The organism is Thiosulfatimonas sediminis, assembly GCF_011398355.1.
GTDB classification, from domain to species: Bacteria; Pseudomonadota; Gammaproteobacteria; order Thiomicrospirales; family Thiomicrospiraceae; genus Thiomicrorhabdus; species Thiomicrorhabdus sediminis_A.
In genome coordinates, this window is the sequence record NZ_AP021889.1 from 2,014,150 (window position 1) to 2,039,550 (window position 25,401).

Here is a 25,401-nt window from a genome sequence, read left to right on the forward strand (position 1 = left end):
ACGTTAACCTTTGTAATTTTGCATTAGATTCATATCCACACGGTGCAAAGTACGCTTAGTGCGATCTGTCACCTTCCCAGCCAGCTGACCGCAGGCCGCATCAATATCGTCACCACGTGTTCGACGCACGGTAACATTCAAAGCACCGTTTTCCAACACTTCGCGGAAACGATGAATTGCGTTGTTTGAAGAACGCTGATAATCGGTATTTGGAAACGGGTTGAACGGAATCAAATTTACTTTGCAAGGCAAATCGCCTAAAAGCTCAACCAGTTGCTGCGCGTGTTCAAGACGATCATTAACTTGGTCAATCATCACATATTCGACAGTAACGTGTTTTTTACTGTGTCCGCCTTCGACAAAACGATGCAAACTCGGCATTAAAACTTCTAGCGGGTATTTTTGATTAATGGGAACCAAAATATCACGCAGCTCATTATTTGGCGCATGAAGCGAAATCGCCAGAGAAACATCAACCTCGTCCTTAATCTTATCAATCGCAGGAACCACCCCGGCCGTACTGATGGTGACACGTCTTTTTGATAAACCATAAGCGAAATCATCCATGAGAATGCGCGCCGCTGGGAAAGTATGCGTGACGTTCAATAAAGGTTCGCCCATGCCCATGAAGACAACATTACTGATCCGCCTTTCTTCTTTTGGCATACAACCCAAAGCTTTATTGGCAACCCACATCTGGGCAATGATTTCCCAGTTTTCCAAATTACGGTTAAAGCCTTGTTTACCCGTGGCGCAAAAACTGCAATCCAAAGCACAACCCACCTGCGAACTGATGCATAGGGTGCCACGATTCTTTTCAGGGATAAATACCGTCTCAATCGAGTTTTTGTGGTCCACTTCCAGCAACCATTTAATTGTGCCGTCTTCAGAAATTTGTTCCGCTACTATTTTTGGCGTGCGGACGGTGGCAACCTGTTTTAGCTTTTCGCGCAAAGACTTACTTAAGTTAGTCATTTCGTCAAAGTCACTCACGCCAAACTGATGAATCCACTTCATCACTTGTCCGGCGCGAAAAGGTTTTTCGTCGATGCTTTTGAAAAAAGCCTCCATCGCCGCTCGATCCATACCCAGCAAGTCGACCATTTGACTTTTCGTATTTAAATCCGTCATTGCGGAACCTGTATTAAGTTCTGTCATGCATTGCGACCGCAAATTTCATTATCTGTAAAAAAGAATGCAATTTCTCGCGCAGCACTTTCAGGAGAATCCGAACCGTGCACCGAGTTTTCACGAACCGACAAAGCATAATCTGCACGAATCGTCCCTTGCGCCGCTTTGCTCGGATCAGTCACCCCCATCACTTCGCGATTTTTGGCGATGGCATTTTCACCTTGCAGCACCTGAACAATTATCGGCCCTGAAATCATATAGTTAACCAACGGCTCATAGAAATCACGCCCTTTGTGTTCGGCGTAAAATTCCTCAGCCTGTTGTGCGCTCAGATGCAACATCTTGGCGGCCACTACCGTTAAACCGTTGTTCTCTAATCGTTGCAAAATGGCACCAATTAAATTACGTTGAACCGCATCGGGCTTAATGATTGAGAAAGTACGTTCCACACTCTTCACCTAAATTTTTGAATTTCGATATTTTAGCAGGGATTCAGCACGCCATGCAGAAAAACAAAAGCCCCAGACAACGCTGAGGCTAAGGCGTAAACATGGGGCATTGAAATCTTTAACGCTTCCCGAGAGGGCTAAACGGTAAAAGATTCACCACACCCGCAACTGTCTTTCACTTTCGGGTTATTGAACTCAAATCCTTCGTTTAGCAAACTTTCACGCACATAATCGATTTCCATACCGTCGATATTTTGCAAACTTTTGCCATCTACCACAACTTTCACGCCATAACTTTCAAAGACTTGGTCATCATCACCAATCGCATCGGCATAATCGACAACATATGCAAAGCCGGCGCAACCACTGACTCTGGTCGCTACTCGTAAACCCATGCCACTGCCACGTTTACTAATCATTGTATTGACACGTTGCGCAGCCGATTCAGTTAAGGTCACCGCCATCATTTTCTCCTAAATTCGATTCTTGTCGATCTCAATCAACAAATTTTAAAGAGTGATTATAGCAAAACCCAAACAAACAAAAATATCTTCAAGCTAACCGAATTTCACCTCAGCGAGATTCGCTTGCTTTTTATCAAGAATCGATTGAATTGAGATACCCTGCAAAAACACATCGATTGTACCGCTGAGCTGCGTCCATAGTTCATGCGACAAACACTCTTCGCCATCATGGCAATTCTGCTTGCCTTTGCATTTGCGTGCATCAATCAACTCGTCCACCGCATGAATAATTTGCCCGACAGAAATCTCACGTGCATGGCGACTTAAACGATAACCACCACCCGGACCACGTGCCGAGGAAACCAACTGCGCACGTTTCAGCTTGGCAAACAACTGCTCCAAATACGATAGCGAAATACCTTGTCTTTCAGAAATAAGCGATAAAGTTACCGCACCTTTTTCTTGGTTTAATGCGATATCAATGATCGCTGTCACCGCATAGCGTCCTTTGGATGTAATCTTCATATTTGTAGCTACCTTATTGAGTCTTCCCTGTTCGTTGCTTTGGTCAGAAACGACACGCATTCAGGGTAAATTATTTATAAATCGATAAAAATCGTACAATAACCCTGTAAAACATACAACTATTTTGCCGCCTAAATTCAACACTTAGCACAAAGTAATCAGCAACCTTAAGCAGCTTTACCCAACCGATAAACATTATTTACCATGAGGTTTTTACTCAGTCACCGCAAAACGCTCGCCCCAGCTTATTCAGCTACAGACTTTGACGTTTTCAAATGCGCCGCTTGCTCGGGATCATTTGGCTCTAAAACAGCATCATCCAACTTAGGTAAGTTCATATCAATTTCCGCTCCACCCAAACGTGTTAACTCTTTGGCTAATCGTTCTAACTTCTCATCTTGCCCTTGAATATGATCCAATAAACTGTAAATTGCCTTTTCAACCGGATCCGACATCTCCTGACTGACACCATACGCATCAAAACCAATCTTCTCAGCCATTTTCTCGCGCCGCCGCTTAACATCATCCCCCTTAGGATTGACAACTCGCGCCGGAATACCAACCACCGTTTGCTTATCATCAACCGACTTCAACACCACCGCATTCGATCCTACCCGCGCCTCATTACCAATGGTGATTGGCCCCAAGACTTTTGCACCTGCGCCCACCACAACACTGTTACCAAGCGTAGGATGGCGTTTACCCGGCTGCCAAGAAGTACCACCTAAGGTAACACCATGGTAAAGCGTGCAATCATCGCCTATTTCTGCGGTTTCACCAATTACAACCCCCATACCATGGTCAATAAATAGGCGACTACCAATCTTGGCTGCAGGGTGAATCTCAACGCCCGTCAACCAACGCGCCACACCGGAAACCCAGCGCGCCAACCATTTTAATCGCCAGTGCCACAACCGATGCGCCATGCGATACAGTAGAATAGCGTGCAATCCTGGATAGGTCGTCAAGACTTCAAAAGTATTGCGCGCCGCTGGGTCACGCTCAAAAACACAATTGATATCAGAGCGTAAGCGTTCAAACATCACGGTCATCCTTACTGGCTAAGCCAACTTTACGCTGCGCCGCACTCATCACACCACGTAAAATATCAATCTCTTTTACATCTAACTGCGCACGATTAAACAGGCGGCGCATACGACGCATAAAACGCGCATTTTTTGCAGGGTCGAGAAATTCAATATCCTGCAACGCTTGATATAGATGATCGTAAAACCCTTCTAACTGATCACTGGTCGCCAACTGATGACGATAACCGTTACTGTGTACCGATTTAATTTCAGTCGCCATCAAACATTCATAGGCAAAAACCTGCACTGCCGCGCTGATATTCAAAGAGCTGTAGGCAGGATTACTCGGAATATGCGATAGATAATTACACAAATCGAGCTCGGCATTACTCAAACCGGAATCTTCACGTCCAAACACCAAAGCCACTTCCGCCGTTGCGTCAGCCGTGATTGTTTGCAAAGCCACTTTTGCAGTTTGCCGAACATCGAGCTGCGGCCAAGAGACTTTACGTAAACGCGCACTGGCACCAAATGCAATTTGCACCCCCTCAAGCGCCTGCTCCAAAGAGTCAACAACCTTGGCATCGTTCAAAACATCCGCAGCACTCGATGCACGCGCGGAAGCGACTTGCGACGGATACTCCTTAGGATTAACCAAAACCAATTGACTCAAGCCCATATTTTTCATAGCGCGAGCAACCGCACCAATATTTCCCGGATGCGAGGTTTCCACCAAAACGATGCGAATTTTGGCAAGATTTGGGTCTAAGCGGTAATCTTCAATCATGGTTTTCTCTACGTTCTTCAATTTCATTGTGCCGACCAATCAATCTAACAGAATGCTCGGCGGCAATATTCGCTATAATTTGCAACAATTTTTTTCGGCAGACATTGTAACCGTTTCAATGCCCAGAATCAGCTTAAGCTGATCCGAGCCGAGTCGCCACTCTGAATCAAAGGACACAAAATGCACCCACTGCTCAATATTGCTAAAGAAGCGGCCGAAGCGGCCGGCCATGTCATTCGCCACTATCAAGAACGTTTTGACCAAATCACCGTAGAGCACAAAGGGCGTAACGACTATGTGAGCCAATGTGATTTTGAAGCGGAACAAGCGATTATCAAGACCATTCGCAAATACCACAAGGATCACAAAATCTTGGCCGAAGAGAGTGGCGCACAAAATGGCACCAGCCCAATCGAATGGATTATTGACCCATTAGATGGCACCACCAACTTTCTACACCAATTCCCACAGTATGCGGTTTCAATTGCTGTGCGTGAAAAAGGCAAATTAATGCACGCCGTGATTTATGACCCGCGCGCAGAAGAGATGTTTTCAGCAAGCCGCGGTTCGGGCGCATACCTCAATAATTACCGTATCCGTGTAAGCGAGCAAAAAACGCTAAACAACGCCTTATTAGCGACCGGCTTTCCGTACCACGATTTTAGTTATGTAGACACTTACTTAGCGGGCTTAAAAGTTTTTATGACCAGCACTGCAGGCATTCGCCGTGCCGGCTCAGCGGCTTTAGATTTGGCGTATGTCGCCTGTGGACGCGTTGATGGCTTTTGGGAGTTCAATCTAAAGCCATGGGACATTGCCGCTGGCATATTGATTATCAAAGAAGCCGGTGGTTTCACCACAGACTTTGCTGGTAGCGAAAACTACCTAGAAAGCGGTAATATTATCGCCGCCAATCCAAAACTTTTTAAAGAGATGGCACAAGTCATTAGCAAAACAGTACCGCCTGAACTGCGTAAATAAGTCCACCAAAAAGTCCAGAACAAGTTCTGATTGAAATGATCTGGACTCAGCTCTGCAAAACGCTTAAAGATAAAGACATCAGGATGGCATCTTCTTTGCCATCCTCTGCGGCGTAATACCCTTTACGCACCCCATCTTCGCTAAAACCCAACTGCTGATACAAACACCTTGCCCTGTGGTTCGATTCACGCACTTCCAAAAACATCACTTGATATTGCGCAGCCTGCAAATGCTGTTGTAACTGCATAAAGGCGCTTTTCGCCTGCCCTTTTCCTTGACACTCACCACGAATACAAAAATTTAAAAGATGGGCCTCATCCAGCACCGTCAATACGCAAGCGTACCCCAGCACATCTCCAGAGGCAGCGCAAAATAGAAAATTAAGCCCTTGATCAAGACTGTTTTCAAACCCTTTTTGACTCCATGGAAACGCATAGGCTTGGCGCTCGATTGCCAGCACTTCGGGTAAATCCTGCTGATGCATGACACGCAAATAACTAAATGAGCAAGCAGCGCAATCGGGTAAAGAAATATTCGACATCAACAACCTCTGTCTAACTAAGCTACCCAAACAGCTTAAGAGCTTGTTGATAAAAAGATTTTTTAGCGTAAGGATCACCCAACAATGCCTCAAAATTTGGCACAGTGAGAATTTCGACACCCTCGCTAAGGGTTTCATTAATCGGATGCCCCTCATCCATCGACAATAGGCGCTCAATCCCCATACCAATGACCTCTTCCACCGAGGCAAACACTTGATCATCCGACATCAGCAAAGCACTATCCACAAAAACCACCTGCTCCTCTTGCCAACCAAAAGCCTGCATAATGTTTACCCACAAACGCCACTCCAACGCTTGTTCGTCTTGCCAAAAAGCGTGCAGACCATAACCAATCAACACAACTGGACTGGCTAGCTGCACAACCGCCGGAGCAGGCAACGCATCCTGCAAAACAACAGGCGTTTGTTCAGACATTGCACACGCTGGCTCGATAGTCATTGGATGCAACTCGCTCGATTGCACTCCAAACGCCGGTCGTAACTGCCAACCACCAATCCCTAGCACTTGGTAGAAACCTGCCGAGAATTTAAGTGCTCCGGGCGTCCTTGAGCTCACCACCTACAACCCCACTTGAGGATGCGCTTTCACCGAAGAATCTTTCAACTTATTCAAAGCATTGACGTAAGCCTTGGCTGAAGCCGTCACAATATCGGTATCCGCTCCCTGACCATTAACAATCCGCCCCGCCTTTTCTAAACGAACCGCGGTTTCACCCAGCGCATCCGTACCATTGGTGACATTGCTGACTGCATACAACAATAAAGATGAGCCTGACTTTACCATCGATTCAATCGCTTTAAAGGTCGCATCAACAACACCACCGCCCTGTGCTTTAGCCGTCTGCTCTTGCCCCTCAATCCACAAGGTCACTTCTGCACTTGGGGACTCACCCGTTTCGCTGGCCACCTTCAGCGCCACTAAACGGTAAGATTCGTTTTCAACGCGCATGATATTGTTGTCCGTGACCAGCGACTGCAGGTCCTCATCGTAAATTTCATGCTTACGGTCAGCCAATTCTTTAAAACGCACAAACGCATCGTTAAGCTCTTGTTCGGTTTCAAACTCAACACCCAACTCTAGCAAACGCGTCTTGAATGCATTTCTTCCCGAATGCTTTCCTAAAACCATCTTATTGTCATTCCAACCAACATCTTGTGCCCGCATGATTTCATAGGTTTCGCGATGTTTGAGGACACCATCTTGATGAATCCCTGACTCATGTGCAAAAGCATTTGCCCCGACAATCGCTTTATTCGGTTGCACCGCAAAGCCGGTAATATTGGCAACCAAACGCGATGCAGGCACAATCTCTTGAGTATTGATGCGAGTATCTACGCTGAACACATCTTGACGGGTTTTAATCGCCATCACCACTTCTTCTAGCGCAGTATTTCCTGCACGCTCTCCCAAGCCGTTAATCGTACATTCGACCTGACGCGCGCCATTTTGCACCGCCGCCAGAGAGTTAGCGACCGCTAAACCTAAATCATTGTGACAATGCGCCGAAAAAATCGCCTTATCCGAGTTTGGCACACGAGTTAACAAATCCTTAAACAAAGCACCAAATTGCTCTGGAACATTGTAACCAACCGTATCTGGGATATTAATGGTCGTCGCTCCAGCGGCTATCACCGCCTCGATCACCCGACACAGAAAGTCGGCATCCGAGCGCCCGGCATCTTCTGGAGAAAACTCGACATTGTCGGTATATTGGCGCGCCATTTTCACGGCCCAAACAGCACGTTCAACCACTTCGTCCGGCGACATTCGTAACTTCTTTTCCATATGAATCGGCGAAGTTGCTATAAAAGTATGAATCCGTCCAGAGTTAGCTGGCTTTATCGCTTCACCTGCACGACGAATATCGTTTTCAACCGCTCGCGCCAGACCACAAACCGTACTGTCCTTAATAACACTGGCGACCGCTTGCACCGATTCAAAATCGCCGATCGAAGCTGCCGGAAAACCGGCCTCGATCACATCGACGCGTAGCTTTTCGAGCTGCTTGGCGATACGAATTTTTTCTTCTTTCGTCATAGAAGCGCCGGGACTTTGCTCTCCGTCACGCAAGGTGGTATCAAATATGACTAGATGATCTTTCATGGTTTTCTCACACGTTAGGTTGGTAGCGCGAAACAGCATTCATTCGGGGTTAAGCACTTTATTTATGACTGCGACAGCGTTAAGCGCCGCAACATTATTTTTTAGGTTCTGTTTCAGTTTTATCTTCTGCCTCAGACCGCGGCATAGTGTCTGCACTCGGATCAGTCGCAACACTTTCTGACTGTTCACGCTGCTGACGGCGCATTTCGCGGGTTTTACGCAAGGTAACCAAGGTAATAATCGGCCCCGAAAAGGCGTACAAAAAGATCGCAATAAACAGAATCATTGCCGGCTTAATGCTAATGAACACCAGCACCATCACCCCAAGAATAAGCGTCACAAATGACACTTTATTTTTAAGGTTCAACTCCTTAAAAGAGTGAAAACGGACATTGCTAACCATCATTAGGCCGGCAAAAACCGTCAAACCAAGGGTAACAACCGGCAACCAATCGTGCATCATCTGGTCATTTTCGACCATCCAGACCAAACCAGCCAATAGAGCCGCCGCTGCTGGGCTAGGCAACCCTTGAAAATAACGCTTATCAGCGACCCCTACTTGCGTATTAAAACGCGCCAAACGTAGCGCTGCACCAGCCGTGTAAATAAATGCAGCCAACCAACCTAATTTACCAAAATCGTGCAATGCCCATTGATAGACCAACAGCGCAGGCGCCAAACCAAACGACACCATGTCCGCCAAACTATCGTATTCTGCGCCAAACGCGCTGGACGAATTAGTCATACGCGCAATCCGACCATCCAGACCATCAAACACCATGGCAATAAAAATGGCGATCGCGCCCTGTTCAAAATTCCCTTGCATACCAGCGATAACCGCATAAAAACCAGCGAACAGGGCCGCCGTGGTCATTAAGTTTGGTAGCAGATAAATACCGCGTTCAAATGGTTGTTTCATTACGTTCTCTTACCCCTAAAAAGTGCTCATTCTAAGATGGCTCTGCCATGATTGCGCTATTCTAACAACAATAACCGTGATGTTTTCGGATTATACAAACAGGGCTTGATGCTGCGGACTGACCGCAAAATAGGTGGCCGCACCAGCAAACCCGATTCCGTCCATAAACTCATCGTCACGAAACCCCATGGCCTCGACACTCATCTGGCACGCCGTCATCTGAACGCCCAGCTCGACACAGAGCTCACGTAACTCATCTAACGGAACTTGTCCATTTTGCAGCATGGTTTGCTTAAAACCCCAAGTGGCTAATCTCTCCATCCCAGGAAGCTGCCAAAAAATCTGCGGTAAACGCCGATTTAAATCGAGTTTTTTAAACCACATAGGCCCGACAGGGCTGTGCATTTTCATCGCGGGGTTGCCTAAAGGCGAGACCCGCAAATGTGCAGTCTGCTTTAAAACACACTGCAAACCATAAAACGTAAAAAAAATATCGACCTTTTTATCCATTGCAGCTGCAGTACTCGCCAATATGAAAGTCGGATAGGCCCAATCAAGCGTCCCTTTCGAGTGGATAATACTCAACTGCCCCTCTACTTTCGGATCTTCTATCGACATAAGCTTTCCTTTTTGCGGCATACCAGAAACTCGATCACCGGTGCCTGCGCTAACAATTCACAATGCAATTTTTGCTGCTGACAAAACGCCGGAATATCTCGCAAACCGCCTTTGTCTTTTAGCAAAACAATAAACGCATTTTCGTCTTGCTGATGATGCAGCGCTTGTTTCAGTTTTATCACTGGCATCGGGCAAGCCAATGCAGTGCAATCAAGTTTATACATATAAGCATCAGTTAATTTTGGTTAATAATTAAGCAACTATCACACAGAAGCCACCCTAACAACACTTTCTCAAGAATCCATGCTGGCGATTCACAATTCATCCATTTTTGTCGCTGGCTTTAACACCGGTAACTTGTCTAAACTAAGTTCAAGCTAATCGCAAACAACCTGATTGAGCCGCTGTAAAAAACGCTTATTCAGTTGCCAAGCGTAAAGCAGATTCTTTATAGTGTGGCAATTATAAACCAGCAAACGAATCCTGTTTACGCTGGCCACCACCGAGAATAAAGGTATTCTGCCGTAATGCAAACAACTCACCGCAAACGTCTAAAAGACAGACTTTACAAGCGCTCTTTAACAACTTGGTTAAGTGCAAGTTTACTGTGTATGCCGTTGAGTGCAACGCAAGCCATCAATAATTTACCGGATTTAGGCGCGCCAGATTTAGTCGAGTACGATCGCGCCACTGAACAACAACTAGGACGCGCGTTCACTCAAGCGCTACATACACAGTTTGACTTGATTAATGATCCTGAAACACTGAATTACATTCGCCAAATGAGCTATCAAATTGCCAGCCATAGCGGGCAACAGCGCGAATTTAGTTTTTATGTAATTAATAACGACAGTATCAACGCCTTTGCGGGCCCCAATGGGGTTATTGGAATTCACACAGGCCTAATCGCCAAAGTCGAAACTGCCGACGAACTCGCATCTGTCATCGCCCATGAAATTGCGCACGTAACCCAACAACATCTCTCGCGTACCTATGAGTACAACAGCACCCAAGGAACGTTGAATAGTTTTGCAACTTTAATTGCGGCCATTTTAGTGGGCATGGCCAACCCAAATGCTGGTGTGGCGACGTTGATGGGCGGCATGGGTTTAAATATGGAAGACCAACTGAAAAACTCGCGCGAACATGAAAAAGAAGCCGATAATGTCGGCATTCAAATTCTCTACGAATCGGGCTATGACCCACATGCAATGGGCGCTTTTTTTGGCAAGCTGGCGAAAGAAAGTCAATTTAACGCATTACAAGTACCGGAAATTTTACGCACGCATCCGGTCACATTAAACCGTTTAGCGGCCGCAGAAAGTCGAGCGCAAGTTATGCCGCCCTTCATCATCCGCAACACCCCCAACGATTTAACTTTAATTAAATTACGGATTGCCGCGCTCAACAAGCAACTTAATCAAGTGGCTCGCAAAACACTCAGCGCAGATGAGCGCTGTTACTTAGACAACTTACAAGAACTCGGCAACACATTTCATCAAACACAGCTAAACAGCAGTGCCGAAAAATTAAAATGCTTAGTGAACGCCGCTGAAAAAAACATGATGCAGCCACTATACAGCACCCTTTTGGTTGAACGATTGATGCAGTTCTCAAGCCGCAATGCCAAAAACACATTAAACGAATATGTAAAAACAATAAAACAGCTAATCGAATATCAGCAAGATATTTGGCCAGGCAATTTAGCGGTGCGTATCCGCCATGCCGAACTACTCAATACATTGCATCAACCCGAACAAGCGATGCAGGTTTTACAACAAGGCTTACAACAAGAATCTAACCAGTTCACGCTGAATAATTATCTGGCACAATTCGCCGATAATGCCGGAAAACAAGCATTGGCAAATTACTATCAAGCGCAAGCCCAGCTTGCTATTGGTAATTACTCCAGAGCGTTGCACTTTATTGAGCAAGCAGAACGTCTAAATGAACAAAACAAGGAGGGTATAGCACAACAAATCAATTATTTCAAAGCCCAGAATCAAGATAAAATACGTAAACCATCCAAAAATAATTAAAGACGCTTACCATATAAATTTTTATTACTACTTGATTAAATATTGCTATAGGAATAACCATTAAATTCCTTGCGTTTAAAAACTAACTGAGTAAGCTTACATCCCTAAGGGCGGGAACGCGCTCTAAAAAATAAAACCCAACATATAATGGGGACGTCGAAAGACACTTTTGGAGGAGAAGAATAATGAATTCTAAAATGAAGCAACTGTTGACTGCTTTGGCCATTTCAAGTGCCGTAATGACAGCGCCAGTTAGCGTTCAAGCAGCAGATAAACCAGCTGCTTCCGATGTTGAGGAAGGTAAGAAGCTTGCCTTCAGCCGTTCCAAAGGTAACTGCCTTGCGTGCCATATGGCAGGTGATGGCGCCCAACCTGGTAATATCGGTCCAGCGCTGATTGCAATGAAATTGCGCTACCCTGATAAGCAAAAGTTGTACAACAAAGTTTGGGGTACTCCAGATGCAATGAAAGTACCTAACAGTATGATGCCAGAATTCGGTTCTCACGGAATCTTATCTGATGATGAAATTCGAAAAATCGTAGACTACATCTACACACTGTAAAACAATAAAATTTTTATTAAACCTTAACCGGGAGTTTTAAACCTTATGAAACGTAGATCTTTCCTTAAAGGTACTCTAGCCACTGGTGCTGCAGCTGTTGCTGTAAACGCTGGTCTATTAACACCTAGCACTGTTCTTGCTGCTGACTGGAACACTAAAGCATTTACTGCTAAAACAATTGATGACGCAGTATCAGCTGTATACGGTTCTGCTGCAACCGCAGCTTCTGGTGACATTAAATTGAAAGCACCAGCAATTGCAGAAAACGGTGCGGTAACGCCAGTTGAAGTTGATGCTTCTGCAATCGACGGCGTAGAGTCAATCTCTATTCTAGCTAGCAAAAACCCAATCCCGATGGTTTGTGAATATACTTTCGCTGCGGGTGCTGTAGGTTTCGTTTCTACTCGTATCAAAATGGGTGAAACAATGAACGTTATCGCTATCGTTAATGCTGGTGGCAAACTTCTTAAAACTGAACAAGAAGTTAAAGTAACTATCGGTGGTTGTGGAGGCTAATCCCCCACCACTAAGTTGATTACTTAACGATAACGATTTAAAGAATTTACGAAAAGGAAATAACATGGCTATCAATATCCGTATGCGTGGTGCATCAAAAGCTGGTGTTGCTGAGATCAAAGCTCTAATCAAGCACCCAATGGAATCAGGTGTTCGTATGAACAAAGCTACTGGTAAGCCTTACCCAGCTAAGTACATCGACATGGTTACCATTTCTGTAAACGGCGCTGATGCAATTACTTCTCAGTGGTCTGGTGCAGTTTCAGCTAACCCATACATGGCTGTTAAAGTAAAAGCTAACGCTGGTGATACCATCAAAGTTGTTCTTAAAGACAACACTGGTGACACTGGTGAAGAAACAATCACTCTAAAATAATTTAGATTGACTGTTAAAGGCGTCTAGCTTGCTGGGCGCCTTTTAAAAAAAATAATAATAAAAATAATAGCTCTCGAATTAGGAGGATTGGAATGAAAAAGACTCTACTAAGCGCTTTGGCTCTAGGTATGTCTATAGCGGCCATCAGCCCAGCGGCAATGGCAGTTGATCCGGAAACAGATCGTCAACAGATTGTTGATTATTTCAAAGCAAAAAGCCCAAAAATCGCCTTTGAAGATTACAAAGACGGTGGCTATGTTTACAGTGCTGATAAGCGCTCACAATGGGAATCTGTTGAAGAATTCCCTCCCTATTTAGATTCTGTTGATGCAGGGCAAGCTTTGTATGAACAGGATAAAGCCGTGTACGAGAAATGTTTTGGTGATGATCCATCAAATGTTCGTTCACACTATCCTTATTTTGATGAAAAAACCCAACAAGTTGTAACGCTTGAATGGGCAATTAATATTTGTCGTGAAAACGCCGGTTTAAAAGCGTTTAAATACAAAAAAGGTGACATTGCCAATCTAAGCGCTTATTTCGCTTTCCAATCTCGTGGTCAAAAAGTTGACGTCAAGATTGAGTCTGAAGGCGCTAAAGCAGCTTATAACAAAGGCCGAGATATGTACCTGAAGCCAATCGGCCAGTTGGGACTTTCTTGTGCTAAATGTCACACCTATAATTCAGGACGTTACGCTCGTGCTGACTTGTTATCACCGGCACTAGGTCATACTACGCATTTCCCTGTGTTCCGTGCTAAATGGCAAGAATTAGGCACACTTCACCGTCGCTACGGTGGATGCCATGAGAACATGCGTGCAAAACCGTTTAAACCACAAAGTGAAGAATATCGTAACCTAGAATTCTTCCAAGCCTATACATCAAATGGCTTGGACATCAATGGTCCTGGTTACCGTCAATAATAAAAATTTATCCTCCATTTAAGCCCGATTTAATCGGGCTTTTTTGTTTTTACACCTCCGCGCACCCGCCACCCACACAGACTTGCCAAACATCGAAATAGTTGATTATTGTGCTCTATCGCTAAGTCGGATAACGCTTTTCTTTAGAGGATAATGCTCTCGCTCTCCCTTCGCATTTAACTTCTTGTCTGAAAACGAAAGCCTCAACAATGACGTGATTTTACATGCCGAAAATTAAAAACCGGCGTAAGCCGGTTTTTAATCATTACTAGAGAACAGATAACTTGCGATCAACAATCAGTCATCTTCACCAAGCATTTGCTCGCCTTCAAAGACCCAATCAAATCCTTGGCGTACCCAAGCTTCGATACGCATTAAAAACTCGGTATTATTCAAGCCCATTTTCTGAGCCAGTAACAATACTTTGTCTTGTTCTTCTTTACCAAAGTGACCATCTTTATAGGAAAGTTTAATCAACTCTTGTAACGTAATAACGCGTGCTTTTTTGCTATCTAAGACACTCAAGGCTTTATCAATATTCAAATCGCCCTTGTCTAAATCATATTCAATACCATAAGCATCACTAAAGTCTTTCAAGTATTGCACTTCTTCTTCTGAAATATCGTTATCGGCAGCAGCTAAATTCGCTGCAAGATCAAACACGACCTGGCGCTGTTCTTGGGTTAATTGATCGGCAAACATCGTGCAACTCCTTACAAGTTCCTGTTATTTTCTAGAATTAATTGTGTTCAATCTGATCGACGTTACGTACCGCACCAAATGCCGCACTTGTCGTCATAGCAGCATAGGCACGCAGCGCAGGCGTGATGTGACGTGGACGATTTTCAATCGGCTTCCAAGCCGCGCGCCCCTTAGTTACCATCGCCTGACGACGTTCAGCCAGTTGCTCATCGGTTAACTGAACGTTAATGGTGCGATTTGGAATATCGATATGAATCATATCGCCGTTTTCGACCAGACCAATGTTACCGCCCTCTGCCGCTTCTGGTGAAGCGTGACCGATTGATAGACCAGACGTCCCTCCAGAGAAACGCCCGTCGGTTAACAACGCACACTCTTTACCCAAACCCTTGGACTTTAGGTAACTTGTCGGGTAAAGCATCTCTTGCATTCCAGGCCCGCCTTTAGGCCCTTCGTAACGAATAATTACCACATCTCCGGCTTTGACTTCATCATTAAGAATGCCGGCAACCGCTGAATCCTGTGACTCATAAATACGAGCGGGTCCAGAAAACTTAAAAATTTCCTCATCAACGCCGGCTGTTTTAACAATACAACCATCCAGTGCAATATTGCCGTACAGGACAGCAAGACCGCCTTCAACGGTATAAGCATGTTCCAAATCACGCACACATCCTGCAACAGGATCGACATCGACCGTTTTCCAACGCTTGTCTTGGCTGAAAGCCACCGTTGTGCGCACACCACCCGGTGCCGCACGGAAGAATTTATGCACCGCTTCATTATCGGTACGACGGACGTCCCATAACTCAATAGCTGCGCCCATTGAAGAGGCATGAACAGTTGGCACATCACGGTTGATTAAACCGCCACGATCCAACTCACCTAAAATACGCATAATCCCGCCAGCACGATGGACGTCTTCCATGTGGAAAATTTTTGAGTTCGGCGCAACTTTCACCAGACACGGAATCTGGCGCGAAATACGATCCATGTCGGCCATCGTAAAATTAACTTCCGCTTCCTTAGCAATCGCAAGTAAATGTAATACTGTATTGGTTGAACCACCCATGGCAACATCAATTGCCATCGCATTTTCAAAGGCTTCATAGGTAGCAATCGAACGCGGTAACACGTTTGCGTTATCATCTTCATAATAAGCTTTCGCCATTTCAACAATACGACGACCCGCTTCTTCAAATAGGTGTTTACGGTCTGCATGAGTAGCCAAAGTTGAACCGTTACCTGGCAAAGCAATCCCTAAGGCCTCTGCTAAGCAGTTCATCGAGTTGGCGGTAAACATCCCAGAACAAGAACCACAAGTTGGACACGCCGAAACTTCAACCGATTCAATGTCTTCATCCGAACAGTTACTGTCGGCTGCCATAACCATGGCATCAACCAAATCCAATTTGATTTCAACACCACCTAACACGGTTTTACCTGATTCCATCGGCCCGCCGGTTACAAAAATGGTCGGGATATTCAGACGCATTGCAGCCATCATCATTCCAGGGGTAATTTTGTCGCAGTTGGAAATACAGACCAACGCATCGGCACAATGCGCATTACACATATATTCAACCGAATCCGCAATCAAATCACGTGACGGCAAGGAATACAGCATCCCATCGTGCCCCATCGCAATCCCATCATCTACAGCAATGGTATTAAACTCTTTCGCCACACCGCCGGCTTCTTCAATCACTCGAGCAACCAACTGTCCCATGTCTTTTAAATGAACGTGCCCAGGGACAAACTGGGTAAATGAGTTTGCAACGGCAATAATCGGTTTACCGAAATCATCCGAGCCCATTCCGGTTGCACGCCAAAGAGCACGTGCGCCGGCCATATTACGGCCATGAGTACTGGTTCTGGAACGATATTGAGGCATTGATTTGGCTCCTTATTTATACGCGACAAGCACTCTGTTTCAATAGAGATTCGACTTTGTCCGTTTGACTGTTATACTTAGAAAATTATTCCAACTATTCTCGCACATTCATGCAGCAATCTGAATTAGATTTTATCCAAAGCCTGCGCCAATCCTCGCATTACATCGAGCAGCACCGCGGCAAAACTTGTGTCATATACCTCCCCGGAGATTTATTACAAAATGCCGATGCTTTACTGTGTCTCAGTAAAGACATTACCCTATTGCATACCTTGGGTCTGAAACTGGTATTGGCGATGGGCGCAACGCAACAAATCAACCACGCTTTAGCGCAACAGCAGATTCAATGGCAACAACACCAACAGTGTCGAATTACCACCTTAGAAATGCTTCCGATTTTTCAACAAATTATCGGGCAAGTGCGCTCGCAATTAGAAGCGGTATTTTGCCAAGCGTCAAATCAGCAAAACAAACCCCTCAGCTTGGTTTCCGGAAATTGGGTGATTGCGCAACCCAAAGGCGTGGTAGACGGTGTCGATTTTCAGCACACTGGACAATTGCGAAAAATTAACCGCGATGCCATTCAAGCCTGTTTGGATAGCAGTCAAATCGTTTTGCTGACACCCCTTGCTTATTCGCTCACCGGCGAGGTGTTTAACCTCAACACTCTTGAGCAAGCGTGCGCTATTGCCGAACAGCTTCAAGCGGATAAACTAATGATTTTCCAAAAACCGCAACGCTACGCGACGTTACCGCCGGCGCTAAACCAAACCCAAATTCACGGGCTACTGCCAAGCTTAGAAATCAAAACAAAACAGCTATTTGAGCGTATTCAAAAGCTCGGCAAAAGCGTTAGCCGAGTGCACCTAATTAATAGCGCAGACCCGTCCAGCTTACTGCTCGAACTCTTTACCCGCGATGGCACCGGTTGCATGATATTCAGCGACCGCTATCACCAAATACGTCCGGCCACTATTGAAGATGTTGGCGGGATATTAGAAGTCATCGCACCTTTAGAGCAAAAAGGGGTTCTCGTGAAACGCTCGCGAGAACGCCTAGAGCTGGAGATCCACAATTTCATCGTGATTGAACGCGACCGCAGCATTATTGGCTGCGCGGCTCTATACGCCAATTACCAAAACAGTGGCGAACTAGCTTGTTTAGCGGTGCACAGTGATTATCGTGGTCAAGAACTCGGCGAACAGCTATTACAAGAAATTGAAAAAACCGCGCGAACTCATGGCTTAGCACAATTGTTTTTACTGACCACACATACCCATCACTGGTTTATCGAACACGGTTTTAAGCTGGCCACACCGAATGAATTACCACAAGAAAAACAGCAACTCTACAATTATCAACGCAATTCCAAAGTATTGATAAAACCACTCAAAACCGAAAATAAAGATTGATTCATGAGCCAAACGAAATCCGCCGCGAGCAACGCAGCACCATCCCAAAACGAATACACTCCGATGACCATTAAAGAGCGTTTTCGCGGCTTTTTGCCCGTCGTTGTGGACGTTGAAACTGCCGGATTTAATCCGCATACCGATGCTTTATTAGAGGTGGCGGTGGTCATACTCGAAATGGATGAGTATGGCCGCCTCCAACGTAAGGCGACTTACGACCGTAACATACTGCCTTTTGAAGGCGCTAATTTAGAAGACAGCGCCTTAAAATTTATCGGCATGGAAGACCCTTATCACCCATTCCGTAATGCGGTCAGCGAAAAACAAGCGCTACAAGAGTTGTTCAAACCCATCAATGATGAAATCAAGGCAACCGAATGCACTCGCGCTATTTTGGTGGGACACAATGCCTTTTTTGATTTGAACTTTGTGCTGGCAGCAGCCGAGCGCAGCAAAACAAAATGCCCTTTCCATCAGTTCAGTACTTTTGATACCGTCTCGCTGGCCGGCTTAGCTTACGGCCAAACGGTACTCGCTAAAGCGATGGAAAAAGCCGATATTGAATGGGATAACGCCATGGCGCATTCAGCGGTATACGACACCGAGAAGACTGCAGACTTGTTTTGCAAAATTATTAACGAAACCGAAATGCTTGTCGAATAATCGAGCGGGCTTCTGTTTTGCATAAAAAAAGCGCCATTGGGCGCTTTTTATAAAAGGGTGCGAAAGAACTTACTCCGCAACTTTCGCGTTCGCAGCAGCCATCAAGTTTTTCAACTCGCCATTTTCAGCCAACTCAAGCGTGATGTCACACCCCCCTTGTAGTTCACCATCAATGTATAACTGCGGGAAAGTCGGCCAATCTTGATATTTAGGAAGATGTTCAAAAATCAACGCATCCGCCAGTACATTGACAAAAGCAAACTTCTCACCGGTATCGACTAAGGCTTGCGCAGCGCGGCTTGAAAAACCACAAGATGGCATTTGTGGCGTGCCTTTCATATAAATAACCACTGGGTTATTACTCACCTGCTCGTTAATACGTGCCAGAGTCTCTTGTACAATTGGGTCTAGGTTTTCCATCTGATAATCCTTTTAAATAAAACTTTTTAATGGTTGTAGCCATTCTACTTAATTTCATAGAAATTCATAGTTAGAGTAACTATGGGCTAAAAAACTTCTTTCAAGGGCAAAGCCTCATTGAAAATTCGGCACACAGCCTAAAGCGTTTTATCAACGTGTTTTTGCAACCAAAACTCTAACAAGGCGGCGTGCCATAATTTTGAACCCTGAATCGCCGTAAACGCATTTTCCGCTTCCGGCGCATCCAACAATTCAGTCAGTTTTTGTTGATTAAAAATCCCGCGTTTTTGCGCTGCTGGAGAAGTCAACAATCCTTTCATAAACTGATAAAAATCACCGCGTACATATTTTAACGCCGGCATAGGAAAGGCCACTTTCGGACGGTCAATTATTTCATCGGGAACCATGCCACGACCAATCGCTTTCAAAATATGCTTACCCCCGGTTTTCAATTCCGGCGGCGCGGCCATCGCCCATTCCACTAAATCATGGTCTAAAAACGGCACACGCGCTTCCAAACTCCATGCCATCGTCATATTATCCACCCGTTTTACTGGGTCATCGACAATCAAAGTGGTGGTATCCAAGCGCAACACTTGATCCAAAAACGTATCTGCACCACCTTCACTCAAACGATCGCCCACAAACTCACCAGTGACATCACCCACATGATACTGTTCATTTATCACCGACAACCACTCTTGATGCGAACGGTCAAAATAGAAAGGGGCAAACGCCTGCAAAGCTTGCTGCGGATCTTGTCCATCAATGTTTTTACCAGCTTCCGCCATTAAGGGATACCAAAAATAACCGCCAAAGACCTCATCCGCACCTTGTCCAGAAAGCACAACTTTCACTTCTTTAGCCACTTGTTCAGAAAGCAAATAAAAGGCAACCGCATCTTGTCCGACCATAGGTTCGGACATCGCCGCAACCGCCTCGTGTAATCTAGGAAGGACGGTCTCGTTAGCAATATGAAATTTTTTGTGTTGCGTATGATAGCGCTCGGCAACCATATCGGAAAACTCAAACTCATTGCCCTTTTCTTCCGGTGCATCTTCAAAACCAATCGAATACGTTTTGATATTTGCAACACCAGCCTCCGCTAACATCGCCACCAGTAGACTCGAATCCAATCCGCCAGACAACAAAACACCAACCGGCACATCGGCAGCCGTTAAACGCTTATGCACAGCCTGTTTGAGCGCTTGATGAATGGCCTCTACCCATTGCTCTTCGTTTTGCGGAGTTGCTTGACCTTTAAAGGTCGCGCTTCTAGGGCGTTGCGCAGTTAGATGCCAATACTGCTTTTTAAATAGTTGCCCATCTGGATTAATGACCATCCAGTGTCCCGGCTCGAGTTTGCGAATCCCTTTTAAAATGGTATGTGGTGCGGGAATTACCGCGTGCAAAGTCAGCTGAAAATGCAAACCAATCGGATCAATTCCGGTATCAATCCCATCGGTCGCCAACAGTGCTTGGGTGTTTGAGGCAAAACGCAGACCGCCTTCAACCATCGAATAATAAAGAGGCTTGATGCCAATACGATCTCGCGCCATCAATAGCTGTTGTTGATGGTCATCCCAAATGGCAAAGGCAAACATCCCCTCAAAATGATTAACGCACTCCATGCCCCATTGGCGATAGGCCTTTAAAATCACTTCCGTGTCAGAATGCGAGTGAAAACTCTGCCCTAACTCGATCAATTCATCGCGCAATGCCACATAATTGTAAATGCAGCCGTTAAACACCAGTGCCAGTTCTTGATCGAGCATCGGCTGATGTCCGCCAGACGACAAATCAATAATCGCTAAACGCTTGTGTCCCAAACCAACGTGGCCATCCAACCAAATGCCTTCGTCATCCGGGCCTCGCTGTTGCATACTTGCCAACATCGGCGCTAAACGCTGTGCGCTTGCCTGTTGCCCGTTAAAATAAATTTCACCACAAATGCCGCACATACCTTCTGGCTCCTTTAAAATGAGTGTCGTTATTGTAACAATTTCACCCAAGGCATAAACAATGAAAGTCATTGGACTGACCGGCGGCATCGGCTCCGGAAAAAGCACTTTTTGCGCATTAATCCGCAAACATGGCATCGCCACAATTGATAGCGATCAGCTTGCCAGACAAGTCGTTGCCCCAAAGACACCAGGTTTAGCCGCCGTGATTGCTGAATTTGGCACATCGATTCTTCAGCAAGACGGTTCACTGAATCGCGCCGCGCTACGCCAGCAAATCTTTGCCGACCCAAATGACCAAGCGCCAAGACAGAAACTGGAAGCGATATTGCATCCACTGATTCAAGCACAAACCCAACAACAAATTCGCGGCTATCAACAAGATGCGCGCTATAACGCCCCCTATTTACTGGTGGCAATTCCATTACTGGTTGAAGGAATCTTGAAAACCGGCTGCAAGCCAAGCTATTTGGATGAGATTTGGGTACTGGATTGTTCTCGAGAAACACAAGTTGCCCGTGCTAGCCAGCGGGACGGCGCCAGCGTTGAGCAAATTAACAACATTCTGGCTAACCAAGCAAGCCGCCAACAGAGATTAACCTATGCCGATAAAGTTATTAATAATGAAAACGGCCTAGCCGAGTTGGAAGCTGAAATTACGCGCCTATTGAAAGAAAACATAGACGCGCAACAAGCTCGCCCTAATCACTGAATAACTCGATCCAATGTTTTACCGGAGTTTTCGTACCCTTCTGCAAATGCATTAAACAGCCGATATTGGCTGTGACAATCACTTCCGGCTCTTTTTCCAAGAGACTTTGTAATTTCTGCGCGCGCAATTCTTTAGAGAGTTTAGGTTGGAAAAATGAATAGGTGCCCGCCGAACCACAGCACAGATGCGAATCTTGCACCGGACTGACACGATAACCTAATTTACGTAACGTTTTCTCGACCACCCCTTGTAACTTCTGACCATGTTGCAAAGTGCAGGGCGAATGAAATGTGATTTTCTGATTATCATAATGGGTCAAACTGGATAAATCCTGCTGCAATAAAAATTCAGAAATATCATAGGTCGCAGCAACCACTCTTTGTGCTTTTTCAATATACTCGACATCATCCCGCAACAGATGCGCATACTCTTTGACCATGGCTCCACAACCACTGGCATTGGAAATTATCGCCTGTGCGCCTTGGTCTAAATAATCACACCACGCATCCACATTGGCTTTAATTTGACGCAAGGCCGCTGTATGCCCAGAAAGATGATGCTCAATCGCCCCACAACATTGCGACTGCGATGTTTGCAGCACATGAAAGCCCAACTTGTTCAACACCTTAATGGTCGCCTGATTGATATTCGGCGCTAAGGCCGGCTGAACACAGCCGGCAATCAACAATATCGATTTCTGCAAGGCATCGGCACGGTCTTGCAACTGCTGCTGTAATGCCAACTCGGCAACTGAAAACTTCAACGCATTAGAGTGACGTAAAAACGGCAAGCATTTCAGTACCGTATTAAACAACCAAGGAGTGGTTAAACTTTTACGAACCGAATAGCGCACAAAACGCTGCCAAGGATTACGCGGGCAAGCTTGCTCAACCGCGTCTCGTCCAATATCCAATAGATGTCCATACTCGACTCCAGATGGGCAAGTGGTTTCACAAGCTCGACACGTCAAGCAACGGTCTAAATGTACCAAGCTGTTTGCAGAAACCGGGTTTCCCTCTAAAGCGCTTTTAATGAGATAAATGCGCCCGCGAGGTGAATCCAATTCGTCGCCTAAAATCCCATAGGTTGGGCAAGCAGAAAGGCAGAAGCCACAATGCACGCAACTGCGCAAAATTTTATCGGCTGTCCTGCCCTGTTCTGTGGCCAATAAATCTTCAGGTAAATGGGTCTGCATAGCGGTTACAAATCTTTAAAAACGTGATGCGGGTCAAAGACTTTCTTTAAACCCTGCTTAATCTTTTTAACCCCCTTACCATCGTTATGACGCGGTAAGAAGCGGTCGTCCCATAAGGTCACATACGGGTGTTCAGGTTTATTTTTACTCGAAATCCAGCGACGAGTGCCTCCCATGCCAACCGCCAAGGTACCGTCAATACATGGATTGGTGCTTTCCACATCCAAGCGCCATAACTTCTGCCCTGGCTGTAAAACAGGTTTAAATGGGTTTAAGATTTGCCATATTGAATTATCGACCGCTTCAACCCCAACGCGATTGGTCTGTTTTGGGTGCGCGCCCATAACACGATAATAAAAATAACCGCGGTAATAGGCCGAACCAGACAAGGGCAAAGACGTCCCCGCCATCTGATTCATCAGCACAATCGCATCGCACTCCGGCATCTCAATACGGTAGGTAACCTCCTCCACCAATGGCACGACCTTCAAACTAAGTTCGGTTACCAATGCCATAGACCCTTTCGAACCAGCCAGCATCCGCGATACATCATAGCCCGCAACATTTTTAATCATCTTGCCGCCAAAATTCAATTCACGTCCTTGTCCATCCAGCAGTTTGGTGCCCAACACATAATCGCGCAACTTACCACGAAACGGCTTTGCCGGTCCGGTCAACGCACAAGCATAGGTACCACCAATCGTTGAATTACCGTACTCAGGTGGTTCAAACGCAACCATCTGATTTTTTTCAGCCAAAACTTGATGCAATTCGCTTAGCGTTGTACCGGCTCTCACCGTAATCACTAATTCAGACGGCTCATACGAAAGCACGCCCGAATAGGCCGCCATAGACAAAAGTTCCGCATCGTTTTTAAGCGGGACTTTGGAACCACCACCGACAATTTGTAAGGTTTTTTGGTCGACGGCGGCTTCTTTAATCTGTTCAGCCATCTGATTAAATTGTTGCTGCATTAAAAACGCTCCAAATGCGCAAATGGCAATTCGCCATGGTGGACGTGCATATGCCCCAGCTCGGCACAACGGTGAAGCGTTGGCACGGCCTTGCCGGGATTGAGTAACCCAGTGTCATCAAACACCGCTTTGATGCCATGAAAAATTTCAAGTTCCGCCCCTTGATACTGGTGACACATCGAATTTAGCTTTTCGACACCGACCCCATGCTCACCGGTAATCGTACCGCCAACATCGACACACAGATTGAGAATATCGCAGCCAAATCTCTCTGTCTGCGCCAACTCACCCGGTTTATTCGCATCGTATAAAATCAGCGGATGCAGATTGCCGTCACCGGCATGGAACACATTCGCCACACGTAATCCGTACTTTTTCGATAGCTTGGCAATCTCTTCCAATACATACGCCAACTTGCTGCGCGGAATGGTGCCGTCCATACAATAATAATCCGGCGAATAACGCCCGACAGCAGGAAAGGCATTTTTGCGTCCTTGCCATAGCGCCACCCGTTCGCGCTCATTTTGCGAAACGATAATTTTATAAGCTCCTTCAGCGGTAAGAATATCCGCCACGCGCTTAGCATCAACTTGTACCTGGTCGTGACTGCCATCCACTTCGCACAGCAATAAGGCCTCGGCTTCAGTTGGATAACCCACCTGCGCAAAATCTTCTGCCGCTTGAATCGAAAACTTATCCATCATCTCCAAACCCGCAGGAATAATTCCCTGTTTTAAAACCGCCGTCACCGCTTCGGCGCACTCATTGACCGATTGGAACGCAGCCATCACCAACTGCGCGGCTTCTGGTTTAGGCAACAGCTTAAGCTTTATTTCGACAATGACGCCCAACAACCCCTCAGATCCATTCAGCATTGCCAGCAAATCGACACCATCATCTTTTTCATCAAAAATATACTCTTCGCCATCCATATTCAGCACGCGCAGCGAATTGACGTTATGCACCGTCAAACCATATTTTAAACAATGCACGCCCCCCGAGTTTTCAGCCACATTACCGCCAATTGAACAAGCAATTTGCGATGACGGGTCTGGCGCATAGTAAAGACCATACTGGCGAACGGCTTCCGAGACCTGGATATTGCGCACCCCTGGCTGAACCACGGCAATGCGCTGCAAAGGGTCGATTTTTAAAATCTTATTCAACTTTGACAAGCCCAACACAATACCGTTTTTCAACGGCAGGGTTCCACCAGCTAAACCAGTGCCTGAACCGCGTGTAATCACTGGGGTCTGATACGCTTTACAGATACGCAAAACCTGCTTAACCTGATCATCGGTTTCCGGCAGGACAACCGCCAACGGCTTCTCCCGATAGGCCGAAAGCGCATCACACTCATACGGTCGACATTGCTCCTCCGTCGCTAATACCGAGGCTTTCGGCAACGCATTTTTTAGTGCTTCAATAACGGACATTTTTATCTCTTGTAAGTGGCAACGGCTAGCCATTATAATTGGGCGCA

Annotated in this window: 28 protein-coding genes; 9 read left to right on the top strand and 19 right to left on the bottom strand. The window is 45.9% G+C overall.

Going from position 1 to position 25,401, the window contains the following annotated elements; translation table 11 throughout:
* Positions 1–3 precede the first annotated feature (3 nt).
* The 6 genes from rlmN to HRR27_RS09475 form a co-directional block, all read right to left on the bottom strand.
* On the bottom strand, positions 4–1,158 hold the full coding sequence (rlmN, locus tag HRR27_RS09450) for a dual-specificity RNA methyltransferase RlmN (RefSeq protein ID WP_243830818.1): 1,155 nt from the start codon (positions 1,156–1,158) through the stop codon (positions 4–6).
* Entirely contained in the window at positions 1,155–1,580 is a 426-nt protein-coding gene (gene ndk, locus HRR27_RS09455; RefSeq protein WP_173273134.1) for a nucleoside-diphosphate kinase, read from the bottom strand. The genes rlmN and ndk overlap by 4 nt, the downstream gene beginning before the upstream one ends.
* 137 nt (positions 1,581–1,717) lie before the next feature.
* Positions 1,718–2,044 (bottom strand): HesB/IscA family protein, encoded by a 327-nt coding sequence (locus HRR27_RS09460; RefSeq protein WP_173274301.1) that lies wholly within the window; start codon positions 2,042–2,044, stop codon positions 1,718–1,720.
* A 93-nt stretch (positions 2,045–2,137) separates the two neighbouring features.
* Entirely contained in the window at positions 2,138–2,569 is a 432-nt protein-coding gene (locus HRR27_RS09465; protein ID WP_173273137.1) for an Rrf2 family transcriptional regulator, read from the bottom strand.
* A 245-nt stretch (positions 2,570–2,814) separates the two neighbouring features.
* A complete protein-coding gene (cysE, locus tag HRR27_RS09470) occupies positions 2,815–3,612 on the bottom strand; it encodes a serine O-acetyltransferase (protein WP_173273139.1) in 798 nt (265 codons plus the stop codon).
* Positions 3,605–4,411, bottom strand: a complete 807-nt coding sequence (locus HRR27_RS09475; RefSeq protein ID WP_243830819.1) for an RNA methyltransferase — start codon at positions 4,409–4,411, stop codon at positions 3,605–3,607. The genes cysE and HRR27_RS09475 overlap by 8 nt, the downstream gene beginning before the upstream one ends.
* A gap of 153 nt (positions 4,412–4,564) precedes the next feature.
* Here HRR27_RS09475 and HRR27_RS09480 point away from each other — a divergent pair, with 153 nt between their 5' ends.
* Complete coding sequence (locus HRR27_RS09480) at positions 4,565–5,365, top strand: inositol monophosphatase family protein (protein ID WP_173273144.1); 801 nt, start codon at positions 4,565–4,567, stop codon at positions 5,363–5,365.
* A gap of 46 nt (positions 5,366–5,411) precedes the next feature.
* Here HRR27_RS09480 and rimI read toward each other — a convergent pair whose 3' ends face one another.
* From rimI to HRR27_RS09510, 6 genes are all read right to left on the bottom strand, one after another.
* Positions 5,412–5,906, bottom strand: a complete 495-nt coding sequence (rimI, locus tag HRR27_RS09485) for a ribosomal protein S18-alanine N-acetyltransferase (protein ID WP_173273156.1) — start codon at positions 5,904–5,906, stop codon at positions 5,412–5,414.
* 22 nt (positions 5,907–5,928) lie between these two features.
* Entirely contained in the window at positions 5,929–6,483 is a 555-nt protein-coding gene (locus tag HRR27_RS09490) for a hypothetical protein (protein WP_173273160.1), read from the bottom strand.
* Between the two features lie 3 nt (positions 6,484–6,486).
* The gene (locus HRR27_RS09495; protein ID WP_173273162.1) at positions 6,487–8,031 is read right to left on the bottom strand and encodes a 2-isopropylmalate synthase; all 1,545 of its coding nucleotides are present in this window, start codon (positions 8,029–8,031) and stop codon (positions 6,487–6,489) included.
* Positions 8,032–8,125: 94 nt separating this feature from the next.
* Entirely contained in the window at positions 8,126–8,950 is an 825-nt protein-coding gene (gene pssA, locus HRR27_RS09500; protein ID WP_173273164.1) for a CDP-diacylglycerol--serine O-phosphatidyltransferase, read from the bottom strand.
* 90 nt (positions 8,951–9,040) lie between these two features.
* Entirely contained in the window at positions 9,041–9,568 is a 528-nt protein-coding gene (locus HRR27_RS09505; protein ID WP_173273166.1) for a DsrE/DsrF/DrsH-like family protein, read from the bottom strand.
* Positions 9,559–9,792, bottom strand: coding sequence for a sulfurtransferase TusA family protein (locus HRR27_RS09510; RefSeq protein WP_173273168.1), 234 nt, complete (start codon positions 9,790–9,792; stop codon positions 9,559–9,561). The genes HRR27_RS09505 and HRR27_RS09510 overlap by 10 nt, the downstream gene beginning before the upstream one ends.
* 303 nt (positions 9,793–10,095) lie before the next feature.
* Here HRR27_RS09510 and HRR27_RS09515 point away from each other — a divergent pair, with 303 nt between their 5' ends.
* The 5 genes from HRR27_RS09515 (at position 10,096) to soxA (ending at position 13,985) form a co-directional block, all read left to right on the top strand.
* The gene (locus HRR27_RS09515) at positions 10,096–11,607 is read left to right on the top strand and encodes a M48 family metalloprotease (RefSeq protein ID WP_173273170.1); all 1,512 of its coding nucleotides are present in this window, start codon (positions 10,096–10,098) and stop codon (positions 11,605–11,607) included.
* A 185-nt stretch (positions 11,608–11,792) separates the two neighbouring features.
* Positions 11,793–12,170, top strand: a complete 378-nt coding sequence (gene soxX, locus HRR27_RS09520; RefSeq protein ID WP_243830820.1) for a sulfur oxidation c-type cytochrome SoxX — start codon at positions 11,793–11,795, stop codon at positions 12,168–12,170.
* A 45-nt stretch (positions 12,171–12,215) separates the two neighbouring features.
* Positions 12,216–12,686: a thiosulfate oxidation carrier protein SoxY gene (soxY, locus tag HRR27_RS09525; protein ID WP_173273173.1), complete on the top strand. Its 471-nt coding sequence runs from the start codon at positions 12,216–12,218 to the stop codon at positions 12,684–12,686.
* A gap of 64 nt (positions 12,687–12,750) precedes the next feature.
* The gene (gene soxZ, locus HRR27_RS09530) at positions 12,751–13,062 is read left to right on the top strand and encodes a thiosulfate oxidation carrier complex protein SoxZ (RefSeq protein WP_173273176.1); all 312 of its coding nucleotides are present in this window, start codon (positions 12,751–12,753) and stop codon (positions 13,060–13,062) included.
* A gap of 92 nt (positions 13,063–13,154) precedes the next feature.
* On the top strand, positions 13,155–13,985 hold the full coding sequence (gene soxA / locus HRR27_RS09535; protein ID WP_173273179.1) for a sulfur oxidation c-type cytochrome SoxA: 831 nt from the start codon (positions 13,155–13,157) through the stop codon (positions 13,983–13,985).
* Between the two features lie 297 nt (positions 13,986–14,282).
* Here soxA and HRR27_RS09540 read toward each other — a convergent pair whose 3' ends face one another.
* Positions 14,283–14,687 (bottom strand): TerB family tellurite resistance protein, encoded by a 405-nt coding sequence (locus tag HRR27_RS09540; RefSeq protein WP_173273182.1) that lies wholly within the window; start codon positions 14,685–14,687, stop codon positions 14,283–14,285.
* A 37-nt stretch (positions 14,688–14,724) separates the two neighbouring features.
* A complete protein-coding gene (ilvD, locus tag HRR27_RS09545) occupies positions 14,725–16,581 on the bottom strand; it encodes a dihydroxy-acid dehydratase (RefSeq protein WP_173273185.1) in 1,857 nt (618 codons plus the stop codon).
* A gap of 110 nt (positions 16,582–16,691) precedes the next feature.
* On the opposite strand from ilvD, the gene argA reads away from it, so the two are divergent.
* On the top strand, positions 16,692–17,993 hold the full coding sequence (gene argA / locus HRR27_RS09550) for an amino-acid N-acetyltransferase (protein ID WP_173273187.1): 1,302 nt from the start codon (positions 16,692–16,694) through the stop codon (positions 17,991–17,993).
* 3 nt (positions 17,994–17,996) lie between these two features.
* Positions 17,997–18,656, top strand: coding sequence for a ribonuclease T (gene rnt, locus HRR27_RS09555; protein ID WP_173273190.1), 660 nt, complete (start codon positions 17,997–17,999; stop codon positions 18,654–18,656).
* A 69-nt stretch (positions 18,657–18,725) separates the two neighbouring features.
* On the opposite strand, the gene grxD is transcribed toward rnt, so the two are convergent.
* Both grxD and HRR27_RS09565 read right to left on the bottom strand, forming a co-directional pair.
* Positions 18,726–19,076 carry a Grx4 family monothiol glutaredoxin gene (gene grxD / locus HRR27_RS09560; protein ID WP_173273193.1) on the bottom strand — a complete coding sequence of 117 codons (351 nt, stop codon included), beginning with the start codon at positions 19,074–19,076 and terminating at the stop codon, positions 18,726–18,728.
* A gap of 137 nt (positions 19,077–19,213) precedes the next feature.
* On the bottom strand, positions 19,214–21,037 hold the full coding sequence (locus tag HRR27_RS09565) for an N-acetylglutaminylglutamine amidotransferase (protein ID WP_173273196.1): 1,824 nt from the start codon (positions 21,035–21,037) through the stop codon (positions 19,214–19,216).
* Positions 21,038–21,098: 61 nt separating this feature from the next.
* Here HRR27_RS09565 and coaE point away from each other — a divergent pair, with 61 nt between their 5' ends.
* A complete protein-coding gene (gene coaE, locus HRR27_RS09570; RefSeq protein WP_173273199.1) occupies positions 21,099–21,749 on the top strand; it encodes a dephospho-CoA kinase in 651 nt (216 codons plus the stop codon).
* Here coaE and glcF read toward each other — a convergent pair.
* Genes glcF through HRR27_RS09585 form a run of 3 tightly spaced genes read right to left on the bottom strand, consistent with a single transcriptional unit; the run spans position 21,739 to position 25,354 of the window.
* Positions 21,739–22,944 carry a glycolate oxidase subunit GlcF gene (glcF, locus tag HRR27_RS09575; protein WP_173273202.1) on the bottom strand — a complete coding sequence of 402 codons (1,206 nt, stop codon included), beginning with the start codon at positions 22,942–22,944 and terminating at the stop codon, positions 21,739–21,741. The two genes, coaE and glcF, sit on opposite strands and share 11 nt — an antisense overlap.
* A 5-nt stretch (positions 22,945–22,949) precedes the next feature.
* Positions 22,950–23,918, bottom strand: a complete 969-nt coding sequence (locus HRR27_RS09580; protein ID WP_173273205.1) for an FAD-binding protein — start codon at positions 23,916–23,918, stop codon at positions 22,950–22,952.
* Positions 23,918–25,354: an FAD-linked oxidase C-terminal domain-containing protein gene (locus HRR27_RS09585; RefSeq protein WP_173273208.1), complete on the bottom strand. Its 1,437-nt coding sequence runs from the start codon at positions 25,352–25,354 to the stop codon at positions 23,918–23,920. Before HRR27_RS09585 ends, HRR27_RS09580 begins: the two co-directional genes overlap by 1 nt.
* Between the last annotated feature and the right edge of the window lie 47 nt (positions 25,355–25,401).

Coding starts and splice junctions, on each gene's coding strand:
- rlmN (WP_243830818.1), bottom strand. CDS start 1,158: ATGACAGAACTTAATACAGGTTCCGCAATGACGGATTTAAATACGAAA.
- HRR27_RS09460 (WP_173274301.1), bottom strand. CDS start 2,044: ATGGCGGTGACCTTAACTGAATCGGCTGCGCAACGTGTCAATACAATG.
- HRR27_RS09465 (WP_173273137.1), bottom strand. CDS start 2,569: ATGAAGATTACATCCAAAGGACGCTATGCGGTGACAGCGATCATTGAT.
- cysE (WP_173273139.1), bottom strand. CDS start 3,612: ATGTTTGAACGCTTACGCTCTGATATCAATTGTGTTTTTGAGCGTGAC.
- HRR27_RS09475 (WP_243830819.1), bottom strand. CDS start 4,411: ATGAAATTGAAGAACGTAGAGAAAACCATGATTGAAGATTACCGCTTA.
- HRR27_RS09480 (WP_173273144.1), top strand. CDS start 4,565: ATGCACCCACTGCTCAATATTGCTAAAGAAGCGGCCGAAGCGGCCGGC.
- rimI (WP_173273156.1), bottom strand. CDS start 5,906: ATGTCGAATATTTCTTTACCCGATTGCGCTGCTTGCTCATTTAGTTAT.
- HRR27_RS09495 (WP_173273162.1), bottom strand. CDS start 8,031: ATGAAAGATCATCTAGTCATATTTGATACCACCTTGCGTGACGGAGAG.
- pssA (WP_173273164.1), bottom strand. CDS start 8,950: ATGAAACAACCATTTGAACGCGGTATTTATCTGCTACCAAACTTAATG.
- HRR27_RS09505 (WP_173273166.1), bottom strand. CDS start 9,568: ATGTCGATAGAAGATCCGAAAGTAGAGGGGCAGTTGAGTATTATCCAC.
- HRR27_RS09510 (WP_173273168.1), bottom strand. CDS start 9,792: ATGTATAAACTTGATTGCACTGCATTGGCTTGCCCGATGCCAGTGATA.
- HRR27_RS09515 (WP_173273170.1), top strand. CDS start 10,096: ATGCAAACAACTCACCGCAAACGTCTAAAAGACAGACTTTACAAGCGC.
- soxX (WP_243830820.1), top strand. CDS start 11,793: ATGAATTCTAAAATGAAGCAACTGTTGACTGCTTTGGCCATTTCAAGT.
- soxY (WP_173273173.1), top strand. CDS start 12,216: ATGAAACGTAGATCTTTCCTTAAAGGTACTCTAGCCACTGGTGCTGCA.
- soxZ (WP_173273176.1), top strand. CDS start 12,751: ATGGCTATCAATATCCGTATGCGTGGTGCATCAAAAGCTGGTGTTGCT.
- soxA (WP_173273179.1), top strand. CDS start 13,155: ATGAAAAAGACTCTACTAAGCGCTTTGGCTCTAGGTATGTCTATAGCG.
- HRR27_RS09540 (WP_173273182.1), bottom strand. CDS start 14,687: ATGTTTGCCGATCAATTAACCCAAGAACAGCGCCAGGTCGTGTTTGAT.
- ilvD (WP_173273185.1), bottom strand. CDS start 16,581: ATGCCTCAATATCGTTCCAGAACCAGTACTCATGGCCGTAATATGGCC.
- argA (WP_173273187.1), top strand. CDS start 16,692: ATGCAGCAATCTGAATTAGATTTTATCCAAAGCCTGCGCCAATCCTCG.
- rnt (WP_173273190.1), top strand. CDS start 17,997: ATGAGCCAAACGAAATCCGCCGCGAGCAACGCAGCACCATCCCAAAAC.
- grxD (WP_173273193.1), bottom strand. CDS start 19,076: ATGGAAAACCTAGACCCAATTGTACAAGAGACTCTGGCACGTATTAAC.
- HRR27_RS09565 (WP_173273196.1), bottom strand. CDS start 21,037: ATGTGCGGCATTTGTGGTGAAATTTATTTTAACGGGCAACAGGCAAGC.
- coaE (WP_173273199.1), top strand. CDS start 21,099: ATGAAAGTCATTGGACTGACCGGCGGCATCGGCTCCGGAAAAAGCACT.
- glcF (WP_173273202.1), bottom strand. CDS start 22,944: ATGCAGACCCATTTACCTGAAGATTTATTGGCCACAGAACAGGGCAGG.
- HRR27_RS09580 (WP_173273205.1), bottom strand. CDS start 23,918: ATGCAGCAACAATTTAATCAGATGGCTGAACAGATTAAAGAAGCCGCC.
- HRR27_RS09585 (WP_173273208.1), bottom strand. CDS start 25,354: ATGTCCGTTATTGAAGCACTAAAAAATGCGTTGCCGAAAGCCTCGGTA.